The following is a 12,516-nucleotide window of genomic DNA, read 5'->3' as shown; positions in this document are numbered from 1 at the left end:
CGGCGCCGGCGTTGGAGCCGATGGTTACATCGCGGTTGGGGGGAAAGACGTATTGCTGCGTGCCGAGCCAGACGATCAGGGGAGAGCCGAACCCTGCCATCGACACACCCACCCCTTTTTCTCGCCCAGTCGTTCGAGCCGAGACTCCATTATCCAGCCGCCATCGTCTGCTGAGATCGACCGTAGGTCGTCGGCGCTGGCCAGGCAGTGCCGGGGCAGGTTGCTATCGGGATGTGCCGGGTCGCGGGACGGGCGCCGAGTCGTCGAGAATGCGGCGCAACACGGTGACGGCGTCCTCCAGGGTCTGGCGGTCGGTGGCGTTGAGTTCGGCGAGTTGCGGCTCGATCGCGCTGGCGCGGTCGAGCCGGACCCGGTTGAGCGTCTTCATGCCCTCGGCGGTGATCTTGATACGGACTGCGCGGGCATCGCCGGGGTCGACGGTGCGGGCGACCAGGCCGGCATCTTCCAGCCGTCTCACCTGGGTGGTCATTGTTGGCTGGGAGCAGTGGTCCACCGCGGCCAGGTCGCAGATTCGCGCTTCGCCTTGGGCGTCGATCGTCGACAGCAGGCGGGCCTGCGCGGCCGGCAGTTGCATCTGGATGCGCTGGGTGGCGTAGCGGTTGAGACGGGCGACGACGGCGAGCAGATCCGCGCCCAAGCCGGCGACAGCCTCCGCAGCGGCGTCTCGCTCTACGATTGCAGATGGAGTCATGGCTAACATAGGTAGCATAGCTTGACTATCTAGATCGCGATCCCGTGAAAATCCGGTGAATTTGTCAATTGTAAGCCGGAAAACGCCGAAGTTTGCTAGGAAAAGCACTCCCGGGCCAGCTGGCAGAATTGACCAAATGAGAGCGACTCGCCCAGCATCCGCGCCACGCGGTTCCCGATCGCTGCGACCCGGCGAGCTTTCGCAGGCCTCGGTGATGGCCGCATTGTGCGCGGCGACCGCGATCATCTCCATCGTCGTTCCGTTCGCCGGAGCGTTGGCGTTGCTGGGGACTGTGCCGATGGGATTACTGGCCTACCGTTACCGCTTCCGGGTGCTGATTGCCGGGACGGTCGCGGCCGCGCTGATCGCGTTCCTGATCGCCGGTCTCGGCGGCTTGATGACGGTCGGCAACAGCGCCTACGTCGGCGGCCTGACCGGGGTGGTCAAACGCCGCGGCCGAGGCACCGGGACGATCGTCGTGGTCTCGCTCCTCGCCGGAGCCGTGTTCAACCTCGTCGCGATCGCGGCGTTAGCGCTGCTCTCGCGTCTGCGGCAGCTGATCTTCGACGCGATCACCGCGAACGTCAACGGTGTTGCGGCCGTCCTGCGGTCGATCGGACGCTTCACCAACGAGCACCACCTGCCGATGAGCCCCCGCCTCGGGAGCACGCTCGAATGGTCGGCGGACAAGCTGCAATGGATCCTCGCCGAGGCGCTGCACTACTGGCCGTGGCTGATCTTCGCCAACGGAATCGTCTCGATCGTCGCCGTCTCGTTGATCGGATGGTGGGCGCTCTCACGGGTGTTGAACCGCATGCGCGGCATACCCGACGTGCACAAGCTGGACGCGCCCGCCGACAGCGCGCCGGTGGGTCCAGTTCCGGTGCGGCTCAACCAAGTCCGCTTCCGCTATCCCAACACCGACCACGACGCGCTGAGGCCGGTCAACCTCGAGGTCAAGGCCGGCGAACATCTGGCGATCACTGGGTCCAACGGCTCCGGCAAGACCACGCTGATGCTCGTGCTGGCCGGGCGGGAGCCGACATCGGGCACCATCGAACGACCTGGATCGGTTGGCTTGGGCCGGATGGGCGGAACCGCTGTGGTCATGCAGCACCCGGAATCTCAGGTATTGGGGACCCGGGTCGCCGACGACGTGGTGTGGGGTCTGCCGGCGGGGGCCACGACCGACGTGCCCGAGCTGCTGCGCGAGGTCGGACTCGAGTCGCACGCCGAACGCGACACGGGAAGTCTGTCAGGCGGTGAACTGCAGCGACTGGCGGTGGCGGCCGCGCTAGCGCGCGAACCGGCGATGCTGATCGCCGACGAGGTCACCAGCATGGTCGACCAAGAGGGTCGCGACGCGCTGCTCCGGGTGCTGTCCGGCCTCAAACAGCGCCACAGTACGGCGGTCGTGCACATCACGCACTACAACAACGAAGCTGAATCTGCCGACAGCACAATCAATCTCAGTGAGTCCGGTGACAACACCAGCATGGTCGACACGGTCGCTGCGCCGGTGGCGACGCCGATGATCGGCGACGAGTCCGGCCCGGCCGTCCTCGAGGTCAACGACGTCAGCCACGAATACAACAGCGGCACACCATGGGCCAAGGCAGCGCTGCGCAACGTCAGCTTCGCGGTACACCAGGGCGAAGGCCTGCTGATCCACGGCGGCAACGGCTCGGGCAAGTCGACGCTGGCGTGGATTCTCGCCGGGCTGACGGTCCCGACCACCGGCAGCTGCCTGCTCGATGGGCGGCCGTCCCACGAGCAGGTCGGCGCCGTTGCCCTGTCGTTCCAGGCGGCGCGATTGCAGCTGATGCGTGGCCGCGTCGATCTGGAAGTCGCGTCCGCCGCGGGCTTTTCACCCAAGGACCACGAGCGTGTCGCGGCCGCGCTCGCCGTCGTCGGGCTGGACAGCGGCTTGGCCAAACGGCGCATCGACCAACTCAGCGGGGGTCAGATGCGCCGGGTGGTGCTGGCCGGTCTGCTAGCCCGCTCGCCGCGGGCGCTGATTCTCGACGAGCCGTTGGCGGGCCTGGACGCCGTGACACAGCGCGGTTTGGTGCACCTGCTCGAAGAGTTGCGCCGCGAGAAGGGTCTGACCGTCGTGGTGATCTCCCACGACTTCGCCGGCCTGGAAGAACTGTGCCCGCACACGCTGGATCTTCGTGACGGTGTGCTGCATGCGGTTTCGACGGCGGCGGGGGGATTGTCATGAGCACGACACCAGCGGACGAACGGTCCGAACGCCGGCCATCTCGATCGGTGGTGCTGCTGAGACCGGTGCCCGGAACTTCCGTGGTGCACGAACTGTGGGCCGGCACCAAACTGCTGGCAGTCCTGGGCATCTCGATCCTGCTGACCTTCTATCCGGGTTGGGTCACCATCGGCCTGGTGGCTGCGCTGGTGCTGACGGCGGCCCGGCTCGCGCACATCCCGCGCGGCGCCCTTCCCAATGTGCCGCACTGGTTGTGGATTCTGCTGATGCTCGGCGGCGTCTCCGCGGCATTCGCGGGCGGCAGCCCGATCGTGCATATGGCCGGCGCGCCGATCGGGCTGGGCGGATTGCTGAATTTTCTGCGGATCACCACGTTGTCGTTCGTGCTGCTGGGCCTGGGAGCGATGGTGTCGTGGACCACCAATGTCGCCGAAATAGCCCCCGCAGTCGCCACTTTGGGACGCCCGCTGCGTTGGCTGCGGATTCCCGTGGACGAATGGGCGGTCACGATCGCCCTTGCGCTGCGCGCATTCCCGATGCTGGTCGAGGAATTCCGGGTGCTGTACGCCGCGCGCCGGTTACGGCCCAAGCGGGTCGCGGACACCCGCCGGGAGCGCCGCCGCGGCGTGGCACGCGAAGCCGTCGACCTGATTACCGCGGCCCTAACGGTCACCTTGCGCCGCGCCGACGAGATGGGTGATGCGATCACCGCGCGCGGTGGCATCGGTCAGATTTCGGCGTATCCGTCGCGGCCGAAAGCGGCCGACTGGATCGCGCTTGCGATCACGATCGCGGTGAGCGCCGCGGCTGTCGCGCTCGAGATTCACCTCGGCTTCAGTGCTGCGCGGCCGCGTTAGCGGCGTCCTGAGCCCGGCGAAGGGTCATCGCGATATCGCTACGGCCGAGGAACATCTCGTCGAAGTAGGGTTTGATCGCCTGATAGCCCGCCGGGTAGCCGGCGCCACCGGGAGCGGCGATGCGCGAACCTTTGAGGACGACGAAAAACGGCGTGACGTCAACTCCCTTGCTAAACCAGTAGTCGAAATAGGTTCGTTGGGCCGCAGTGACAGCCGGAATGGCGCTGCCCTGGCTGCCCACGTAATGGTTGCCCTCTGTGCTACCCATCCAGGCCAGTACCTGGCGCACCGCGTCAGGGTGCGGCGATGCCGAATTGCCCGCCGCGGCAATGCCATTGGTGACACTGACCCGGCCCGCGGGGCCGGCGGGCAGGATGGCGACACCCCAGTGGAAGGGCGCTTGGCCGGCGATCGACGCCAGGTTGTAGGTGCCGGATTGAAACAGTGCCATTTTGCCGGCCACGAACTGGTTGCGGGAGAAGTCACCGTTCTCGTTGGTGTCCGACGCGGGCGGTGCGACGTGGTCTTGGTTGATCAGCCTGACCAGATAGGTGAACGCTTCGATGGCGCCTGGGTTGTCGAACGCGAACCGATCACCGTCCTGAAAGACGCCGCCCGCCGACCCGATGTAGTTGAGGTAGATACCCTGTGCGTCGTTGGCCGCGTTGTACGCCCAGCGCCGGATGCGGTTGGGGTCGAATCCCGGTGTGCCAGCGGTGCGTCCGTCGACGTCGACGGTGAGCCGGGCCAGCAGGGGTCGCAGCGTGTCGTCGCCACCCGGGCTCCAGCGCAGTGCCGTCAGCGAGGCGGGATCGACTCCCGCGGCGGCGAGCAGATCGGCGTTGTAGTACACCGCGATACCGCCGTCGGTCAGTTGGGGAACGGCCCACAGCGTGCCGTCCCGGGTGAACTGCTGAACTACCGACGACTCCCACGTCGACGTAACCTGTGGCCCGAAGGTCGCGCCGATATCGAGCAATCGGCCGCTGTCGGCGTATCCGGCGAGATAGGCGTTGGACAGCCAGAAAATGTCGTCGGCGGTGCCACCCGCCACGTCGGTGCGCAGCGTGTTGAAGTAGGTGGAATACGAGACGACGTCGGTCTGCACTTCGATGCCGGGATGGGTTTTCATGAACGCCGCAAACGACAGGCGATACGCCTTGGCGACCTGCTGATCCCACAGCCGCACGGTCACAACGGTTTTGCCGCTGGACGGTCGGGCAATCACGTCCAACAGCACTGCGGCGCCCGCCAACAGCACGGCAACCAGCAACCACGCCAGCGTGACTCGGGTAGAGAAGCGGAGCCTGCTCATGCTGCCGCCTGTCCGCCGTGAAACTGAAGGGAGGGTTGCGATTTCGACGACAGCACAGCCCTGGCCGCTGTCTCGCGGATGATCCGGTTCATTTCAGCCCGGTGACGACGATCGAGCGGACGATGTGCCGCTGGAAAATCAGGAACAGGACCAGCAGCGGCGCCACTGCCACTCCGACCGCGGCCATCACCAGCGTCCACTGCGCGTTGTAGCGGGACTGCAGCGCAGCCGTCGCCGCCGTCAACACCTGCCATTTGGTGCCGCTGGTGATGATCAGCGGCCACAAGAAGTGGTGCCACTCGGCCACCACCGTGATCAACGCCAACGTGACGATCACGGCCCGGCTGGACGGCACCACCACGTGCACGATCACGTCCAGGGTGTTCGCACCGTCGAGGTAGGCGGCGTTGATCAGATCGTCCGGGATGGCGCGAAAGTGCTGTCGGAGCAGGAAAATCGCGTACGGGGAGCCGAAGACGAATGGTAAGACCAACGCCCAGAACGTGTTACGCAGGCCCAGCTGCGACATCATCAGATACAGCGGTACGACCGTCACGGTGCCCGGCACCATCAGCGTCGCAAGATACACCCAGAACAGCGCGTCGCGGCCGGGAAACCGCAGCCGGGCGAACGCGTACGCGGCGAAGATTGACGAGGTCAGTTGCCCCAGCAGGCTGGTCGCCGTCATCAGCGCGGTCACGGCGAGTGCGCGACCGAAGCCGTGACCGGCCAGGCCGGAGTAGTTCGACAGTGTCGGCGGCCGCGGCCACGTCAACGGTGTGCCCGTCGCGAACTGGTGCGCTGAGGTGAACGACGTCAGCAGGCCGAGACCAAAGGGCGCCAGTGTAATCACCGCACCCACCACCAGGCCGACGTAAACCATTGCCGCCGAAGGCTTTTTAAGTGAGGTCATAGCTGATCCGCCGTCGGAAGTACAGGTGCTGAACGAGGGTGATGGTGACCAGGATGGCGAACAGCACCACCGCCATCACCGCAGCCCGACCGACGGCCGCGGCCCCGAACGCTTCGGCGTAAATGCGGTGCGCGACCAGGTCGGTGCGGTTCTGCGGTCCGCCGCCGGTCAACGCGTAGACCGTGTCGAAAACCTGTGCGGCGCTGATGACGCCGGTGACCAGCACGAAGAACATGGTCGGCCGCAACATCGGCAGCGTGATGCGCCAGAACCGCTGCCACGATGTTGCGCCGTCGGTGCGTGCCGCGGAGTGGATCTCGTCGGGAATGGCCAGGATGCCGGCCAGGAAGAACAGCGAGACGTAGCCGACGTTGCTCCACACCACCACCGCCGACACCACCGGCAGCGCGAATCCGGGATCGGTGAGCCATTCGATGCGATGACCCAGGACCGTGCTGACCGCGCCGTCGGTGGGCGCCAGAATCCAGCGCCACAGCACCGCAATCGCGAGCGGGACACTGATCCACGGCAGCACGAAGATCGTGCGGAACACGCCACTGCCCGGCAGTTCGCGGGCCAGCAGCGCCCCGACCGCCAATCCGAGCACGGTCTGCACCGGGACCACGATCGCCACGAACGTGATCGTCACCAGCAGTGAGTTACCGAACGTCTTGTCGGTGAGCACCGAGCGCCAATTCTGGCCTCCGACATACTCGATCGGCCCGAGTAGGTCCCACCGGTGCAGGCTCAGCCATACCACCACCAAGACCGGCAGCAGCATGAAGGTGACGACGCCGAACAGGCTCGGGGCGATCAACGCATAACCGAGCGCCGCCGATCGGCGTCCGGCCGCGTCACCCATACGGCCATTAAACCGGGTCGATACGGTGGTTGGCGTGACACCGAACCGGCGGATCGATGCCGACTTCCTCAGCCTGCCGCGCCACGACTTGGCCGATGCTGCGCTGGCCGCCGCCACCGCGGCCGGGGCCAGCCACGCCGACCTGCGAATTCATCGCCTGGTCAACGAGGTCATCCAGCTGCGAGACGGCGAACTCGAGACCGCGGTGGTCCAGCGCGACGTCGGCCTGGCCGTCCGTGTGGTGGTCGACGGCACCTGGGGCTTCGCGTCGCATGCCGAGCTGTCCCCGGAGGTGGCGGCGGCGACTGCACGCCGCGCCGTGGAGGTGGCCCGCACGCTCGCCCCGCTGAACACCGACCGCGTCGAGTTGGCGGACGAGCCGGTCCACGCCGACGCCACCTGGGTATCGAGCTATCGCATCGACCCGTTCGCGGTGTCGCTGGCCGACAAGATCACCGTGCTCGACGAGTACTCCGGCCGGCTACTGGCCGCCGACGGCATCAACCACGTATCGGCCAGCCTGATGTCGGTCAAAGAGCAAACCTTCTACGCCGACACCGCGGGCTCGTCGATCACCCAGCAGCGGGTGCGGGTGCAGCCTCGATTCGAAGCGGTCACTGTCAACAACGGCTTCGACTCGATGCGCACGCTCGCGCCGCCGATGGGCCGCGGCTGGGAGGCGCTGACCGACGACGACGTCTGGAATTGGACCGACGAGCTGGCTCAGTTGCCCTCGCAGCTGGCCGAAAAGATCAAGGCCCCAAGCGTGGTGGCTGGGCCGACCGACCTGGTGATCGATCCGACCAACCTGTGGCTGACCATCCACGAATCCATCGGCCACGCAACCGAATACGACCGCGCTATCGGCTACGAAGCGGCCTATGCCGGCACCTCGTTTGCCACCCCCGACAAGCTCAACACGCTGCGCTACGGTTCGCCGATCATGAACGTCACCGCCGACCGCACCGTCGAATTCGGCTTGGCCAGTATCGGTTACGACGACGACGGCGTGTCCGCCCAGAGCTGGGACCTGGTGCGCGACGGCATCTTCGTCGGCTATCAACTCGACCGGGTGTTCGCGCGGCGGCTGGGCAAGCCCCGGTCCAACGGCTGCTCGTACGCCGATTCACCGCACCACGTGCCGATCCAGCGGATGGCCAACGTGTCGCTGCAGCCCGGTCCCGACGACCTCAGCACCGACGACCTGATCGCCCGGGTCGGCGACGGCATCTACATCGTCGGCGACCGGTCGTGGTCAATCGATATGCAGCGTTACAACTTCCAGTTCACCGGTCAACGGTTCTACCGGATCCGGGACGGGCGGCTGGACGGCCAACTGCGCGACGTCGCCTATCAGGCCACCACCACCGACTTCTGGAATTCGATGGACGCTATCGGTGGTCCGTCGACATGGCGCCTCGGTGGGGCTTTCAACTGCGGCAAGGCCCAGCCCGGTCAGGTGGCCGCGGTCAGCCACGGCTGCCCGTCGGCGTTGTTCCGCGGGATCAACGTGCTCAACACTCGTACGGAGGGTGGCCTGTGATCGGCCCGCAGCAGGTCATCGATATCGCCTTGGCGACGGCCTCCAAGCTGGGCCGCGCCGCCGAGACCATCGTGTTGGTCGGCGATCGTTCCACGACGTCGCTGCGATGGGCCAACAACTCGATGACCACCAACGGGGTGTCGACGGCGCGCCAGACCACGGTGATTTCGATTGCGCGTCATGGCGATACCGCACGGGTCGGGTCGTTGACCACGGCCGAGGTGGAGCCCTCGGCGATCGAGGACTTGGTTGCCGCATCGCAAGCGGCCGCCGTTGCGGCGCCCGAAGCGCGTGATGCCGCGCCGCTGCTGAGCGGTAACACCACGCCCGAAAACTGGGATGCCACAATCCCGTTCACGGGCCCCGAGGTGTTTTCCGCCATCGCCGACCCATTGGTTCGCGGGTTCCGCGGCGCCGACCAGTTGTACGGCTTCGCGCAGCACACCGTGGAGACGACGTTTCTGGCGACCTCCACGGGGCTGCGCCGACGTCACACCCAGCCCGCGGGTTCTGTGGAGATCAACGCCAAGCGCGCCGGTGCCAGCGCGTGGGCCGGAGTCGGTACATCGGATTTCCTTGGCGTGTCCACCGATTCGCTGCTCGAGCAGCTGTCGACTCGACTCGGGTGGGCCGCGAAGCGTGTCGAGTTACCCGCTGGACGGTACGAGACGATCCTGCCGCCGTCGGCGGTGGCGGACATGATGATCTACCTCGGCTGGTCGATGACGGGCCGCGGCGCGCAGGAGGGTCGCACCGCGCTGAGCGCCCCGACCGGTGGGACCCGGGTGGGGGAGAAGCTCACCGACCTGCTGCTGACGTTGTACTCCGATCCCGCGGCGCCGGGCCTGGGCTGCGCGCCGTTCGTGAGGGCGACCAGTTCGTCGGAGACGCTGTCGATCTTCGACAACGGCCTCAACATCGGCCGGGTCGACTGGATCCGCGACGGGGTGATCAACGCGCTGGCTTACCCGCGGGCCGCGGCCGCCGAGTTCGGCGCACCGGTTGCGGTCGCCGCCGAGAACATCCTGATGACCGGCGACAGCACCGAACTCGCCGACATGATCGCCCAGACCGAGCGCGGGTTGCTGCTGACCACCCTGTGGTACATGCGCGAGGTCGATCCGACCACGCTGCTGCTGACCGGGTTAACCCGCGACGGCGTGTACCTCGTCGAAAACGGCGAAGTGAGTGCGGCGGTCAACAACTTCCGGTTCAACGAAAGCCCTCTGGATCTGCTGCGGCGGGCCACCCAGGCCGGTGTCAGCGAGCAGACACTGCCGCGCGAATGGGGCGACTGGGTGACCCGCGCCGCAATGCCGTCGCTGCGGATTCCCGACTTTCACATGTCATCGGTGAGCCAAGCGACGTAAACCCTTTGGCGGGCAGGAATCCCGGAGTAGTGTGATGTACATCACATTACAGATCGGGGGGTCTGATGTACGAGGTTTGCTTTTCGCGCGCAGTGAGTGTCGTTTTCGCCGTCGCGGTGGCGTCTGGCTGGAGTGCGATCTTCGAAGCGCATGCTGACATTGGTAGTGGCGCGGATTTCCTCGACGGGTCGACCCACGCGATCATCATGAGTCCTACCTTCATACCCGACCCGACCACGTTCCCCGGATACATTCCTGGAGTTGTGACGGAATACCTGGAGCCACTGGGGTTTTCAGATACGGGGACGGTGACTCCACTGATTACCGAAGAGTCGCCGAACTTTGGTCCGTCCATTGCCTCCGGTATCAACACCTTGGTCGGCACCGTCGAAGCCGAATACAACGCCGGCGACTTCTCGGCGACCGACCCACTCACGGTGTTCGGGTACAGCCAGTCGGCTGTCGCCGCGTCGATGGCCGAACAGCAACTCGCCGCCGACCACATCCCGCTCGAGGCCCTACGGTTTGTCCTGATCGGCGACGCCGCCTCCAATCCACCTTCAGGACCTACCGGCCTCCTCGACACCTGGGGAGCCACCCCATTCGGGCACGAAATCGATGCCCTCCTCGGATGGTCGAATTTGGACGACGTCACCACCCCGAACGATCTCTATCCCACCGACGTGTTCAACGTCGCCAACGACTTATTCGCGGACACCGCCACACCCGCGGATTTCGCCGCCAACCCGCTTGCGGCCCTGTGGCAAGACTTTGTCGGGTTCTTCGAACACGGCGTTTCCATCGGAGGGTTGCCCGAATCCGAGATAGTGAGCGCGATCGCTAACGGCGGTGTCGCCGACGGCGCGACGACCTATTACACGCTGGCCGACCCCGTCAATCTCCTCGAGGCGCTGTGGGTCACCACCCTAGGGAGCTTCGGCATCGCTGTGCCCTGAATTCGATGTGCCAGCGGGAGCCGCGCGACATAATCGGCGAGTGGTGTTGCACGACGACCTGACCCGGCTGGTGGCGCTATCGCCCGGCGACGGGCGATTGACCGCTTTGGTTCGGCGCGTGTGCGCGCAGACGCTCGGCCTGCCGGCGCTTCCCGCCGACGCGGAACCGGCTGCGGATGACGTCGTTGCCGAGTTCGCCGAACAGTTCAGCGTCGATGTCTCGGCGATCAGCGGCGAGCAGCGCTCGAAACTCTGGAAAGTACTGGGCGACAGTACGTTCAGCGCCGTAGTGCAGATGTACCTCGCAGATTTCGTGCCGCGTGTGCGCGCGGGCCTCGAAGCGCTCGGGGTCGGCGACGAGTACCTCGGCTGGGTGGCCGGACCGGTTGCGTGGGATCACGACACCGATCCGTCCGACATCGTGTTCAACACCTTCCTGCCGACGGTGGCCCGGCTGCGTGAGCTCGATGCGCTGACCGCCGAGGTGGTACGGCTGCGGGGAGCGACCCAGCACAACTGCCGGCTGTGCAAATCGCTGCGTGAGACGACGGCGCTGGATGCCGGCGGTACCGAGACGCTGTATGGCGATATCGAGCGGTTCGAGGAGTCGACGCAGTTGAGCGACCGTCACAAGGCGGCGCTGCGCTACGCCGACGCGCTGATCTGGTCGCCAGCGTCGATCGACGCGGATATCGCTGCCGCAGTACGCGAGCACTTCTCGGACGGCGAGGCCGTCGAGCTGACCCTCGACGTGATGCGCAACGCCAGCAACAAGGTTGCGGTCGCGTTGGCCGGCGACGCGCCGCGGGTGGAAAGCGGCACCGAGCAGTATCTGCTCGACGTCGACGGTCAGACGGTGTTCAGCTGACGTCGGTTGCCTGATTGCGGTCACGCGGCCAGCGCGACTCGGAGCCGTTGGCGCGCGCGAGAGGCTCGCGACATCGCGGTTCCCACCGGAATGTTCAAAATCGCCGCGGTTTCGGCATAGGTATAACCCTGGACGTCGGCGTAGTACACGACCGCCGGAAACCCCTCAGGCAAATCACGCATTGCGGCTTGAATTCTGTTGTCGGGCAACGCCTCCAGGGCCTCGATCTCGGCGGAACGTAGCCCCGCGGCCCGCGGGCCGCCGAGAGGCAGCTCCCACTCCGTGATGTCTTCGACGCACACCTCTATCGGGCGGCGCTGTTTACAGCGATACGTGCTGACCCAGCGGTTGTAGAGGATCCGGAAGAGCCACGCCTTGAGGTTGGTCCCCTCCTGGAACGTATGAAAGCCGGCGTAGGCATCCAGCAGTGAATCCTGCAGTAGGTCCTCGGCGTCGGCGTCGCAGCGGGTTAGCCGTCGGGCTCTGCGGGATAACACGTCGATGAGAGGCTCGGCTTCGGTGGTAAAGCGCTCGGCAAGAGCGATGGTCACGATCGTTCTCCGAAATTCTGGTCGGGGTGCCCACGAAGGGCCTCCAGACCAGCGTCACTGTTGGGGAGCCGTAGCGAACCCTTGAAAGTCCGTAGTCCTCGGTTCGGCCACGCCTTGCTTCGCCGAGAGCTAGCGTCGATCTGGGCGCTACCCGCGACCGATGAGCCTAACTGGCCCACGAGACGGTGCGCAGCTGGCGACGCGACGTGATGCCGAGCTTGACGAAGACCTTCCTGAGGTGCCATTCCACGGTGTGCGTGCTGATGAACAGCTGCGCCCCGATCTCCTGGTTGGTCAGTCCTTCCGCGGCCAGCCGAGCGATCTGCCCCTCCTGTGCCGTCAGCG

12 protein-coding genes are annotated in these 12,516 nt (G+C 66.0%); 6 read left to right on the top strand and 6 right to left on the bottom strand.

What is annotated here, in order from left to right; translation table 11 throughout:
* Window positions 1–223 precede the first annotated feature (223 nt).
* On the bottom strand, window positions 224–712 hold the full coding sequence (locus tag A5658_RS27175) for a MarR family winged helix-turn-helix transcriptional regulator (RefSeq protein ID WP_067342688.1): 489 nt from the start codon (window positions 710–712) through the stop codon (window positions 224–226).
* 136 nt (window positions 713–848) lie between these two features.
* Here A5658_RS27175 and A5658_RS27170 point away from each other — a divergent pair, with 136 nt between their 5' ends.
* Together A5658_RS27170 and A5658_RS27165 are read left to right on the top strand one after the other, a co-directional pair.
* Window positions 849–2,936: an ATP-binding cassette domain-containing protein gene (locus A5658_RS27170; protein WP_082993448.1), complete on the top strand. Its 2,088-nt coding sequence runs from the start codon at window positions 849–851 to the stop codon at window positions 2,934–2,936.
* Window positions 2,933–3,793 (top strand): energy-coupling factor transporter transmembrane protein EcfT, encoded by an 861-nt coding sequence (locus tag A5658_RS27165; RefSeq protein WP_067342684.1) that lies wholly within the window; start codon window positions 2,933–2,935, stop codon window positions 3,791–3,793. The genes A5658_RS27170 and A5658_RS27165 overlap by 4 nt, the downstream gene beginning before the upstream one ends.
* On the opposite strand, the gene A5658_RS27160 is transcribed toward A5658_RS27165, so the two are convergent.
* From A5658_RS27160 to A5658_RS27150, 3 genes are all read right to left on the bottom strand, one after another.
* Entirely contained in the window at window positions 3,771–5,108 is a 1,338-nt protein-coding gene (locus A5658_RS27160; RefSeq protein WP_067342682.1) for a sugar ABC transporter substrate-binding protein, read from the bottom strand. The two genes, A5658_RS27165 and A5658_RS27160, sit on opposite strands and share 23 nt — an antisense overlap.
* 88 nt (window positions 5,109–5,196) lie before the next feature.
* Entirely contained in the window at window positions 5,197–6,021 is an 825-nt protein-coding gene (locus tag A5658_RS27155; RefSeq protein WP_067342680.1) for a carbohydrate ABC transporter permease, read from the bottom strand.
* Window positions 6,008–6,883 (bottom strand): carbohydrate ABC transporter permease, encoded by an 876-nt coding sequence (locus tag A5658_RS27150; RefSeq protein WP_067342677.1) that lies wholly within the window; start codon window positions 6,881–6,883, stop codon window positions 6,008–6,010. The genes A5658_RS27155 and A5658_RS27150 overlap by 14 nt, the downstream gene beginning before the upstream one ends.
* 34 nt (window positions 6,884–6,917) lie before the next feature.
* On the opposite strand from A5658_RS27150, the gene A5658_RS27145 reads away from it, so the two are divergent.
* The 4 genes from A5658_RS27145 (at window position 6,918) to A5658_RS27130 (ending at window position 11,620) form a co-directional block, all read left to right on the top strand.
* Entirely contained in the window at window positions 6,918–8,426 is a 1,509-nt protein-coding gene (locus tag A5658_RS27145; protein ID WP_067342690.1) for a TldD/PmbA family protein, read from the top strand.
* On the top strand, window positions 8,423–9,796 hold the full coding sequence (locus A5658_RS27140; RefSeq protein WP_067342675.1) for a metallopeptidase TldD-related protein: 1,374 nt from the start codon (window positions 8,423–8,425) through the stop codon (window positions 9,794–9,796). Before A5658_RS27145 ends, A5658_RS27140 begins: the two co-directional genes overlap by 4 nt.
* Before the next feature lie 92 nt (window positions 9,797–9,888).
* Window positions 9,889–10,752, top strand: a complete 864-nt coding sequence (locus A5658_RS27135) for a PE-PPE domain-containing protein (protein WP_197503240.1) — start codon at window positions 9,889–9,891, stop codon at window positions 10,750–10,752.
* 40 nt (window positions 10,753–10,792) lie between these two features.
* The gene (locus A5658_RS27130) at window positions 10,793–11,620 is read left to right on the top strand and encodes a carboxymuconolactone decarboxylase family protein (protein ID WP_067342671.1); all 828 of its coding nucleotides are present in this window, start codon (window positions 10,793–10,795) and stop codon (window positions 11,618–11,620) included.
* 20 nt (window positions 11,621–11,640) lie between these two features.
* Here the strand turns inward: A5658_RS27130 and A5658_RS27125 are convergent, their stop codons facing one another.
* Together A5658_RS27125 and A5658_RS27805 are read right to left on the bottom strand one after the other, a co-directional pair.
* Complete coding sequence (locus A5658_RS27125; RefSeq protein WP_231997466.1) at window positions 11,641–12,171, bottom strand: sigma-70 family RNA polymerase sigma factor; 531 nt, start codon at window positions 12,169–12,171, stop codon at window positions 11,641–11,643.
* A 166-nt stretch (window positions 12,172–12,337) separates the two neighbouring features.
* On the bottom strand, window positions 12,338–12,516 hold a 179-nt coding region (locus A5658_RS27805), incomplete at its 5' end, for a helix-turn-helix transcriptional regulator (protein ID WP_197503239.1).

Source organism: Mycobacterium sp. 1245111.1, assembly GCF_001673405.1.
In the GTDB taxonomy this organism is placed as follows: Bacteria; Actinomycetota; Actinomycetes; order Mycobacteriales; family Mycobacteriaceae; genus Mycobacterium.
Note: the sequence above shows the minus strand (reverse complement) of the source record. Positions and strands in the feature narration are given on the sequence as shown.

Bases quoted from the DNA above. Each gene is read 5' to 3' on its own strand.
- A5658_RS27165 (WP_067342684.1), top strand. From the start codon at position 2,933: ATGAGCACGACACCAGCGGACGAACGGTCCGAACGCCGGCCATCTCGA.
- A5658_RS27170 (WP_082993448.1), top strand. From the start codon at position 849: ATGAGAGCGACTCGCCCAGCATCCGCGCCACGCGGTTCCCGATCGCTG.
- A5658_RS27175 (WP_067342688.1), bottom strand. From the start codon at position 712: ATGACTCCATCTGCAATCGTAGAGCGAGACGCCGCTGCGGAGGCTGTC.
- A5658_RS27155 (WP_067342680.1), bottom strand. From the start codon at position 6,021: ATGACCTCACTTAAAAAGCCTTCGGCGGCAATGGTTTACGTCGGCCTG.
- A5658_RS27160 (WP_067342682.1), bottom strand. From the start codon at position 5,108: ATGAGCAGGCTCCGCTTCTCTACCCGAGTCACGCTGGCGTGGTTGCTG.
- A5658_RS27150 (WP_067342677.1), bottom strand. From the start codon at position 6,883: ATGGGTGACGCGGCCGGACGCCGATCGGCGGCGCTCGGTTATGCGTTG.